Here is a 10,989-nt window from a genome sequence, read left to right as displayed (position 1 = left end):
AAGACAAGAACGGGTTTTCATAAACCCAGGGTTTAACCCTGGGCTGGTTTGTTAAAGCCTTACAGGCTTACATTAACATCGTAAAGGCGGTTCACAAACCGCCCCTACCAACGCACAACATTCATATCTGATAAATTCTGAACCATATCATAAATTCAAAACAGTTCTTAAAAAATCAGAATTCCCCGTCAAAACTACGAACGCTTCGTAATTATATCTATATTTACGAGATCAAACATTCTAAATCGGGACTTGTATGAAAAAGCAATATCTCAAAAGTATTTTTCTGTTAGGAATCCTATGCACTGTCCTATCTTGTGGAGAAAATGCTAATCAGGCAGATGCACTGTCCGATAAAACGTATATTATTAACATTCCGGAAGACTTAAGCAATATTTCTCATCTTGATTCTGTTTTTTCCGACATAACATTTATCCCTCTGGAGACCAGAGAAGAATGTTTGATCTCCTATATTTTTACTATTAAGATAGCAGACTCGCTCATTTATATCAACAATAACAGAAAACAGTTATTAGTCTTTGAAAAAAACGGTAAATTCAAATACCAAATTGGAAGTCAGGGAGAAGGTCCCGGAGAATACCTCGAAATAAACGATTATATAATAAATAAAGACAACATAGAACTGCTGGATTTCAAAAAAATATTGACCTACTCTCTTACCGGTGAATATTTAGAAACAAAAAATTTTGACCTACTGAATGACACAGTCTATTGTAATGCAGAAGATTTTTGCCACTCCCCGTTAGGAGGGTATTATTTCTGGGGAGGAACATCCGGTAAATTTGGGGTGCCTATGCCTCCTGGGGTGAACAACTCATCATGCCTATCGAAGCTAGTTGGCTACAAATCGAACTCGCCCGAATCTCTCCTGAATACATAAACAAATTAAATATAGGACATTACAAAAACATGGACGAATTTAATAATCCTATTTTAGTACTCTATAAACTAAAAAAATAATAGAACAGTTATGAACACAGCCGCTTGTTTATTTAATTCTCCCTATAAGGTCTCCCTCTCATTATTGATCGTACTATGTTTGAGTTGCACCTCAAACGCAGATACGGAAATATACCAGAAGAGACGGGATAATGCAATCACTGTAAAAGATAAGGTAAAAGAGATAATGATCGAAGATGTACTGATTGGACGGGTTACCCGACCTTATCTTATCGACAAATATCTAATTATAGTCGATCACAGTTCATACGACCGCTTTATTCATCTATTTGACAAGAATGACTTCCATTATATCACCAGCACAGCTTATAAAGGACAAGGTCCTGGTGAAATTACCATGCCGGGACATGTAGGTATCGACGAAGCCCAGCGTACATTTTATGTCTCGGATCATGGCAAACAAAAGATATTCAGTTATAACCTGGACAGCGTTCTGGCAAATCCATTCTATATCTCGAATATAAAAACCGATATAAAAATCGGGTTATTTCCTGATACATACCGATATATAAACGACACATTATGTATCGGACGTATCATAGAGCCTATAGGCACTAATGATTTTAAATCGCTCGTTGCCAAATGGAACATGCAGACAGGAGAAATCCGGCCAATGAAATACGAACACCCTGATATAAAAAAGAAGCGTATCACAGCAGATGTCTCCCCTGAATATGGATTATATGTCGAATGTTATTCCCGTTACGACCTAATGACTATTTGTGACTTGAACGGAAATTTAAAATACAATATATACGGCCCTAAATGGGAAAAAGAAACAACGCAAACAGCACATTACAGCCAACCCGTCTTCTGTGGAAACAAAATCATCGCAGGTTATTCGGGAGGAGACCACCGTACGGATGCCTATTACCCAACCAAGCTACTCGTCTTCGACCTCAACGGCAACTATATCCAAACACTGGAAACTGAATATAAAATATCCAGTTTCTGCTATGACCGGGAAAATAATCGGATCATTCTGTGCATGGATGATGAGATACAATTCGGTTATCTGGATTTGGATGGGATTATTGAATAATCAAAATCCCTATACCAGTTACCTGCCCTCTCCAAATTCATCAATTATAATTGACAAAACACAAATTCAAAGCCATTTTATCAATTATAATTGACAAAATTGGTATATTTGCAAAAAGCATCCATTATGATTGATAAAACTCACTTCAAACGGGAATATATAAAACGCCCTGTTTATACAGAACGTATAAAGCCCTTTTTAGGGAAAGATATTATAAAAATCCTGGTAGGACAACGCCGGGTAGGGAAAAGCTATATTATGTATCAGCTAATGGATTATATAGAAAATACTTTTCCGGATTCGCATATCATTTATATAAACCGGGAACTGAAGCCTCATGAGTTCATTCAAACAGATGATGACTTATACCAGTACGCACATTCAAACTTGCAGGAAGGTAAAAAAAATTTTCTATTTATTGATGAAGTACAGGAAATACAACGCTTTGAATATGCTTTAAGAAGTCTTCTGGCAGAAGGTGTTTGCGATATCACCTGTACGGGAAGCAATGCCTCCATGTTGTCCGGAGAACTAGCTACACATTTAGCCGGAAGATACATTGAATTCCCTATCCACAGCCTCGGATATGAAGAATTTCTTCGTTTTTTCAATTTGGATGACAACAATCAAAGTCTTTATAAATTCCTGACAATCGGAGGTATGCCCTATCTGAGAGTAATAGGAACGGAGGAAGCATACGCTTTTGAATATTTACGGAATGTATATTCGACCATCTTGCTGAAAGATGTCGTCGCCCGTGAAAACATTCGGAACGTTTCATTTTTGAACGACCTCGTTGAATACTTGGCCGATAATATAGGGAATCTATTTTCAGCTTCCAATATATCCAAATACCTCAAATCCCAACGAACGACCGTGTCAACCCAAACGGTTCTGAACTATCTGAATCCATTACTCAACGCTTTTTTTATACACAAAGTATCCCGGCTGGATATCAATGGACTAAAAATTTTTGAGATCGGAGACAAATATTATTTTGAAGACTTAGGACTGCGGAATGTAATCAGAGGTTGCGATTTGAATAAAGACATTCAGAAACTATTGGAAAATGCAGTGTATTTACATCTACTATGCTCCGGTTATGACGTAAAAGTAGGTCAGCAAGGCAATTATGAAATTGATTTTGTTGGAATAAAAAACGGAAGCCGCATATACATACAAGTTGCTTATCTAATTCTTGACGAAAAAACGAGGGAAAGAGAATTCGGTAATTTAATGAATATTCCAGACCATTACCCTAAATATGTTATCAGCATGGATGAATTCAATGCCGGTACAAACGACAAAGGTATCAAACAGTTACATGTACGCGATTTTCTAAAAATGGAAATCTGAGGCATAGAGCTGTACAAAATATCTTATATGGAGAAAGTTTTATCTATTCTTTTCTGTATGATGATATACTATATATTTTATTAGAGAAGATGGATTATACATAAGTTGCAGTCATTTCAAAAATCCTAATTATGATGATAATACCCTTTGTTTTCAGAAGATAGAGTTAATAAAAGTAGAATAAAATCTAACAAAAACAACTAGTTTGCTTTGTATATAAAGCAAACTTTAGCAATATTTGCACTATATACAGTGCTTGATTATGGAAAAGCGGGTTATAAAAGCTATTATCGCGGAATAACTTTTACTGATACATATATATCTTTTATTATGAACTCAGGACTCTTTTCTAAAAAAGTTTCCATTCAAATTTGCGTTTGATATATATTGAACGAATAAAACACATATATGCTCTTTTCGTTTGACAATTGAGTTCCTTTCGTTTGATATATATTAAACGAATGGTTGTTTAGGCAGTTTTTGGTAAAACTATCGTAACTTTTCAGTGAATGATAAGCTGCTTCCGGTTTTTCATTCCTTACATAAGATGGAATGCAATCCATTATTAATATTAAACATCTTATTTTTTATAGTACCCCCCTGTTTTACGGGCTCCCACATACACCACCAATCCCTTTTCTTTCAAAGATTTGATATAACGTTCCGTCGTTGCAATACCTTTATTGATATATTTGGATATATCTTTCACTTTAATTCCAGGATTCTTTTCTAAGAAAGTAAGAATAAGAGTTTCTATTTCATTTATTCCCTCATTATATGGCCGTTCAATAACAGATATGAATTGTACACCATCAAAATCATTGATAAACATTAAATTTGGTTCCTCTTTTAATGCACGCATAATCCCTGAACCTAAACCACGATAAGGCATTGTTTTTGCACAAAAATTAGCAATAAATGAATTACGGACAACAGTATTCCCAAACTTTAATAATAAATTCAATATCTTTGTACAAATTCAAACAGTCTCCATGAAAAATATAATCTACTTCTTCATTGTTTTTATATTGCTATCTTGCAATCAGTCTCAAAAACAATTTTCCTATATCGACTTATCAGCGTCTACACCTTTAGACTCGGCTGAAGTTATTTATACTTTTGATGATAAATATCCGATCAGTATCAGGCTCATCGACTCTCTGATGTTTGTCATACTGGTTAAGTCAGACACGTGCCTGACAGTCATTAATACAAATACCAAAGAAGTCATTGCCTCTTTGGGACCTGTTGGAAACGGCCCGGATGATCTTGTCTCTCCCAGCTTCATTTTATCTACAGACAATCCTAACGTATTGATCGAAGATGTAAACTTACAGCGGATTATTAAAATAAACACAGATATCGACAGTCTAAAATTGCAGGACTATACCCAATATCCCGAATCACTCTTCGGCAGTAGCGAACTGAACCTATCGGAGAACTTTATAGTAGGAAGGAAAGTAAATCCCAAAGAAAAGAAAATGTTTTTCGTCTACAACAGAAATAAAGGAACAACCGCTGAGGCTGATTACTTTCCGGAATTAAATGCTCCGTTATCAGACTATAACTACACATACGCCCCTGTTCTGGCCCTGAATGAAAAACAAAACAGAGTTATCGCCGGAATGTACTTCTTTGACCTGTTTCATGTGTATGATCTGGAAGGGAGTCGTATAAAGACCTTCTGTTTCTCAGAAAATTGTGTTCCCAGCATAAATGCAGAGGCCAAAATGCTGGATCTACGGGAAGGATATGCAGGCATCATCCGTGCATATTCAACAACAAAGTATTGTTACCTGCTAAGGGTTGAATACAAACCGGAATACCCCGATGGCAAACAGAAGATAATTCAAATCGACTGGAACGGTAAGTTTATCAATTCTTACGATTTTACAGATGATATATCCGGACAGTTTTATGTAGACGAACATTCAAACAAGATATATCTTATACGAAATCACATGAATTCTGAAGGTGAAGATTTATTCGATATTGTCTCATACCCTACTAATTAAAAGATCTTTATACCCTCAATACACTTACAGGAGAACGAATAACTATCGATGCAAGCAGCCAATACACCTCCAACAAAGCCAACAAATGTCCTTCAACGACAAATTATTCAAAATGGCAGATACATGGCATTGAAAATCCGCATTTCTTCGATGTAATGTATATTCCGGAATATCAAATGTATGCACGTTTACATTTTGCCGGTACAACCTTCGACACCCATAAAAATTTAGAAACAATAGCATATGAACGTGATTTGTATCTGATGCTATTTGACAAGTCTTTCAAAAAAGTATATGAAAGTAAATTAGCCTCGAACAGATTCAACCCTTACACGGGATGGAATACAATCAATAACGGTATCATACTTTTTGTTGACAACATTCATGATAAAAACGATTCCGATAATTTAATTGTAGATATCATTCACCCTGATTAATTACAAGCAGCTTCAAAGTAATCACTTCGTTATCCCTGTTCTCCTTTTTATCAAAATGACATTTTAAGTACTTCATAGTTTGAATATATGAACCTGAGGACGCGCAAGGAACTTTCCAAGCCATTCTCCGAAGGTTCGTTTATATCCTATTGCCAATAAAAGGAGAACAAATGATTAATTCCGAAAGTAATATAGGAGTTATTACAACCTTTTATTCTCTAATACTGATTTATAAGCAATTTATGAAAGATTATTTCATCTCATTACCAGACGCTTTCTGTAGAAAAAACATGCCAGAAAACATACTATTCGGAGCCCAAAAACACGCAAACCATTTAAAATTGAAGCATTTTTAACATTTTTCTTTATTAAACCGAACTCCAATCTCAGTTAAACTGAAAAAATATTCGTTTAAAACGAGATGAATTTTTGTTTAAACAAAATTCGATTTGACCGAAAAAACGAGTATAGAAAAGCATTATGTTAAATAATGTGTAAGAAAACTTGCTAAAACGGCCACTGTTAAAAACACACCCGTAAGTTTATCCGCTTATTATAAATCCTTTTAATGCAAAAACAGCACAACAAGCTCCTTTTTGACAATTGACACACCGCGATCTCAATGAAACAGATTTAGAAGATAAGATAGAGCAAACACCAGTATTTGCTGAAACATGACGACGACAATAATCGGCTTATTTTCGCTTTTAATGATGATATTCAATTTGGTTATTTAGATCTCAATAATATCATATAAAGAAGTGCCAAATACTACACTTCTTTATTCTCTATCCGTTCTATGCATATTTCCATCTCGTCTTTTCCCTTGATTTGGTACCCTTTAGCCCGTATAGTTTCAATACTCAAAACGGGTATAGTCAGGTTCAAATCTCTCCGCAAGCGGAGCACTAACTGTTCCACTGTTTTTTTATCTACTCCTACATACTTATCTCCAAGAGCCTTATAGAGAAATTCATACGATTGAAAATAGTCTTTTCCCTGCGACAGGAAATAAAACAACTCAAATACCTTAGGAGTAAGTTGTATCGTCTGATCGCTGTAAAACAAAGAACATAGTCTTTCGTCATACCGAACAACATTATCAGTTGGTTGCAAAGGCAACTCCAATGATTCCTCCAACGATTCTGCCACAGGCTCTGTCTCAGGTTCTGTTAGCTGCTCTACCTTTTGCTCAACAGGTTCATCAGGTAAAGCCTGCTCTGTTTTCTGGGGCTGTTCATTTTCAGAAACAAATTGATCTGGAGATTTTGAAGACTTATTGTTCTGTTTTCTTTTTACTATCAATATTCCCAAAATCATAAGGACTATGGATAACACAACATAATAAGATGTCCCCCACACTATGCTTTCTATCCAACCACCCTTAACATATCCTTCCAAAAGAATAATATCCTGAATATCTACTTTGTATGTCAACTTCAAGTAATCATGTAAGACTTTCACATCCTCTTGGCCGTAAAATGTCTTTTTATCTGTACTATTATTATAAAGTGATACTGCCGTTTTATAATCCAATCCATTCTCTTTCAACTTTAACCGGAAAAGACTATCCAACTTTTCCAGTTTTACAGGGTTCTTGAGTGACAAATACTGCTGATCAGCCAGAAAATTTCCTTCATCAGCAGTATAAGGTTTAATGCTATCCCTTTTTAAATGCACAGTCTGATCTTCAGTTGTTATTTTAATTTCGGGGGAAGCTGTCGGAGTAAATACATGTATCTTCTTTACTTTGGCTTCTCTCATCCTGTTCGTACGATCTTCCCATAAAGTTTGCTTCCAGATCTCAGTCACTTGGGTCCGCAAACTACAAGAATACCAATATCCTCCACTTATAAAGATTAGCAAAACCATTAAAATCCCAATTAACCCATATGATGAATCATTCTTCATTTCCACTTCTTATTTTAAAATACAAAAGTAGTAAAGAAACACTCAAAAAGAGGCAAAACGAAGAAAAAAACACCTATACAGGTCTCATATAGGAGATTTATAAGAAATTTATAAGAGAATTCTAGGAGTTCATCCGAAAAAGACTCTCTATTTTTGTACCAACAAACATAATACAGATATGAAGAAGAAACTAAAATTAGTAGGATTTGTAACTTGCCTGATCGTCGGTTGTTATTTTGGGTCCACTCCAAAAAACAATTTACCGTCTCTATTATTAGAGAATGTGGAAGCATTGGCTTACGGTGAACATGGAAATGGAGCCAATTGCTATGGCGATGGCTCTGTAGAGTGTTACGGATATTGGGTCGAAATGAAAATTGAAGGATTAAGCCTTGAATAAACGATGAAGCATCTCCTTTATACATTAATAGGTATTAGCTGCCTGGTCGCCTGCACGAGTTCTCCGGATTCGCACTTCCCTAGATACTCAGACTTTGCCAAAACCAAGGCGCTCAGTGCACAGGTAATTAACCTGGATACTATCCTCTTCCGTTACCCATTCCGGGTAACGGTCAGAGATAGTATTGCCGTTGTAATGGATCTACATAATATGGACCATTATTTACATGCCTTTACTTATCCGGGGTGGAAACACGTTGTCTCATTCGGCAGACGTGGAGAAGCACCGGAGGAGATGTTATCAGTTGCAAACTTTCAATTCAACTCCTTAGATTCTTTGTGGGCACTCGATCCCAACAAGATGCAAATTACACGTTGGAAAATATCTCCTTCTACCGGTTCCGCGGAACGGGTAGAGGAGATTAAATTAGACAAGAAACTGGTCCGTTCACTGGACTTTCGCACAATGGAATCGGGCTTTTTGATCCCAGACTATATGGGAGAGCACCGCATCTGGGAAGTCGACAACAACGGTAAACCGATAAAAAGCAGTGGCGAAATTCCCAGCGAAACAGTCAACGAAAAGACTGTCCGACCGGCATTAGCGCAGGCATGGCGAAGTTTCATAGATTATAATCCCGACAACGGCATATTAGCAATGGCTACACAGTTGGGAGAAGCAATCGAAATCTATAACCTAAAGGACAATACTCATAAAGTTTTGTACGGTCCGGCAGGAGAACCGGAGTTTAAAACAGGAAAAGACGGTTCAGGCATTCCTAACGGAATCATGGGTTTCAATGATATAAAAGTAACAAACAAATACATTTATGCGGTATTTCAAGGAATTAAATTCAAAGACAAATTAGCCGCCTATCAGCGGGGAGAACGTCTGGAAGACGGAGGAAGATTTATCTATGTATTCGACCTGCAAGGGAATCCGGTACAAAAATACACTCTTGACCACGCGATATATGGCATTGATGTAAACGAAGAAACAAATACAATCGTCGCTACCGAAGTGAAAAGCGATGATCCGATCATAGAATTTAAAATTTAAAGGACAAGATGAAAACAGTTTTACTATACATATTATTAATAACTGCATTCTTTTCTTGCGACAACGAGCAGAAAGAAAAGGAAAAACAGATACTGCAACTCGTAAACGAATGGCAGGGGAAACAGATCGTGTTCCCTGAAAATGCCATCTTTACACGCTATCTGACAGATACTACGGATTATCAGATACCACAATCCGAGTATAAGGTATTAATATATGTAGACTCTATTGGTTGTACCAGCTGTAAACTACAATTACATAAGTGGAAAGAGTTGATCGAATATACTAATTCGGTAACACAAAATAAAGTACCTTTCCTTTTCTTCTTTCATCCAAAAGATGCCAAAGAAATACGTTACTTGCTGAAACGTGATGGTTTCGATCGCCCCATTTGTATTGATTTGGACGACCGGTTAAACAAATTGAACAAGTTCCCGGCTGATATGACTTTCCAGACATTCTTACTGGATAAGAACAACAAAATCGCAGTTTTGGGTAACCCCGTACACAATACAGCAGTCAAAGACCTTTATCTGAAACAGATTACCGGAAAAGACTCCCCAAACAAAAACATACCAAAAACTACCGCAGAAGTCAATCAAACAGAAATAGACTTTGGTACATTCGACAAATCGGAAATAAAACAAACAACCATAGAGGTAAAAACACTGGGGACAGTCCCCTTGTGATAGTAGACATAAGTACCACTTGCGGCTGCACAGCAGCCACATATGACAAACGACCTGCGAAACCCGAAGAAACCCTCCGGGTGGGAATCAAGATGACACCGAAGGATACAGGCTTCTTCGATGAAGTCGTAACGATCAAGTATAATAGTATAAACAACCGACCTGTAAAGGTCAGGATAAAGGGGTATGCGAAATAAAAAGAAGGGAGTCTGCCTAATGAGCCTCAGAAACTTTACGGCAAACTCCCCGACCATTCCCTTTTTAAACAAAGAAAGGAGGTATATCAAAATCAATTAAGATTCAAAAATAGAATGATATTAGTTTATAAAAATTTATATCATTCGACTGTCTGAACTGAATAGCAGTAGGCGAAGGTAGAAAATTAAACTGAATTAATAACTTAATACTGAAAAGATCATGAAGAAAAAGATCTTTGGGGCAGTTCTTATCACTGCTATGGCTGTTGCAGCTGGCTGGAATTTCAACCAGAGCAAAAATGAAACACAACTTTCTGATTTAACTCTTGCCAACGTGGAAGCGCTAGCTAGATGGGAAAGCCAAGTTGAGTTACAATTCATTACAGGTGATAAAAAACCTTGTATGAATTGTCCGGAAATTGGAGCAACCTATTGCGATTGCGACTAATAAATAGGGACTGTGTCATAAATTCTTGTCCGGCCTAGATCTGCCATCTTATCCCCAACATTGATGATCAGGATAGGATACAAGCTTGATTTTGGTTTGGAATGATAGGACTGTGAATTATAACACAGCCCCTTCTTAAGACAATAATAAACATAAAATAATAGAAAGGATGTATAAAATGAATTATCTTATAAGATCAGCTATAACAATATTGAGCATTTGCTTTTTTTCATGTCAGGAAAATACAAACAAAAACATCATTTCAGAAAATATCGAAATTGACATAAAACAGGCACAAGAAAAAACTTTGTTTACAGAATATGAATATGTCAAATTGGAAACAGCTGACAATTGTTTACTACCTCCTTCGATATGTCAAATTGGAAACAGCTGACAATTGTTTACTACCTCCTTCGATAAATAAAATAATATATTACAAAGATAACTATCATTA

At 36.3% G+C, this 10,989-nt stretch carries 9 protein-coding genes and 1 pseudogene; 8 read left to right on the top strand and 2 right to left on the bottom strand.

All coding sequences use genetic code 11. The annotated features are described in order from the left end of the window. The first annotated feature begins 256 nt into the window (after window positions 1-256). From DXA15_RS23390 to DXA15_RS23380, 3 genes are all read left to right on the top strand, one after another. Window positions 257-901: a 6-bladed beta-propeller gene (locus DXA15_RS23390; RefSeq protein ID WP_128135633.1), complete on the top strand. Its 645-nt coding sequence runs from the start codon at window positions 257-259 to the stop codon at window positions 899-901. 90 nt (window positions 902-991) lie between these two features. Then, entirely contained in the window at window positions 992-2,023 is a 1,032-nt protein-coding gene (locus DXA15_RS23385; protein ID WP_128135632.1) for a 6-bladed beta-propeller, read from the top strand. Window positions 2,024-2,149: 126 nt separating this feature from the next. After that, window positions 2,150-3,379: an ATP-binding protein gene (locus DXA15_RS23380; protein ID WP_128135631.1), complete on the top strand. Its 1,230-nt coding sequence runs from the start codon at window positions 2,150-2,152 to the stop codon at window positions 3,377-3,379. Window positions 3,380-3,959: 580 nt separating this feature from the next. Here the strand turns inward: DXA15_RS23380 and DXA15_RS23375 are convergent. Further along, entirely contained in the window at window positions 3,960-4,343 is a 384-nt protein-coding gene (locus DXA15_RS23375; protein ID WP_233567577.1) for a winged helix-turn-helix transcriptional regulator, read from the bottom strand. A 28-nt stretch (window positions 4,344-4,371) separates the two neighbouring features. Here DXA15_RS23375 and DXA15_RS23370 point away from each other — a divergent pair, with 28 nt between their 5' ends. Then, window positions 4,372-5,394, top strand: a complete 1,023-nt coding sequence (locus DXA15_RS23370) for a BF3164 family lipoprotein (RefSeq protein ID WP_233567576.1) — start codon at window positions 4,372-4,374, stop codon at window positions 5,392-5,394. Between the two features lie 1,208 nt (window positions 5,395-6,602). Here the strand turns inward: DXA15_RS23370 and DXA15_RS23355 are convergent. Continuing rightward, window positions 6,603-7,742: a helix-turn-helix domain-containing protein gene (locus DXA15_RS23355; protein WP_128135629.1), complete on the bottom strand. Its 1,140-nt coding sequence runs from the start codon at window positions 7,740-7,742 to the stop codon at window positions 6,603-6,605. A 178-nt stretch (window positions 7,743-7,920) separates the two neighbouring features. Between DXA15_RS23355 and DXA15_RS23350 the strand changes: the two genes are divergently transcribed. The 4 genes and pseudogenes from DXA15_RS23350 to DXA15_RS23335 all read left to right on the top strand — a co-directional run bounded on the left by DXA15_RS23350 (window position 7,921) and on the right by DXA15_RS23335 (window position 10,535). Next, complete coding sequence (locus DXA15_RS23350; RefSeq protein WP_007655609.1) at window positions 7,921-8,142, top strand: NVEALA domain-containing protein; 222 nt, start codon at window positions 7,921-7,923, stop codon at window positions 8,140-8,142. A gap of 3 nt (window positions 8,143-8,145) precedes the next feature. Further along, window positions 8,146-9,201, top strand: a complete 1,056-nt coding sequence (locus tag DXA15_RS23345) for a BF3164 family lipoprotein (protein ID WP_128135628.1) — start codon at window positions 8,146-8,148, stop codon at window positions 9,199-9,201. Between the two features lie 8 nt (window positions 9,202-9,209). Continuing rightward, window positions 9,210-10,087 (top strand): annotated as a pseudogene (locus tag DXA15_RS23340) (DUF1573 domain-containing protein). Between the two features lie 220 nt (window positions 10,088-10,307). Beyond that, window positions 10,308-10,535 carry an NVEALA domain-containing protein gene (locus DXA15_RS23335; protein WP_128135627.1) on the top strand — a complete coding sequence of 76 codons (228 nt, stop codon included), beginning with the start codon at window positions 10,308-10,310 and terminating at the stop codon, window positions 10,533-10,535. The last annotated feature ends 454 nt before the right edge of the window (window positions 10,536-10,989 follow it).

It is taken from the genome of Parabacteroides sp. AM58-2XD (genome assembly GCF_003463685.1).
GTDB lineage: Bacteria > Bacteroidota > Bacteroidia > Bacteroidales > Tannerellaceae > Parabacteroides > Parabacteroides segnis.
This window is presented reverse-complemented; position numbering and strand designations above follow the sequence as displayed.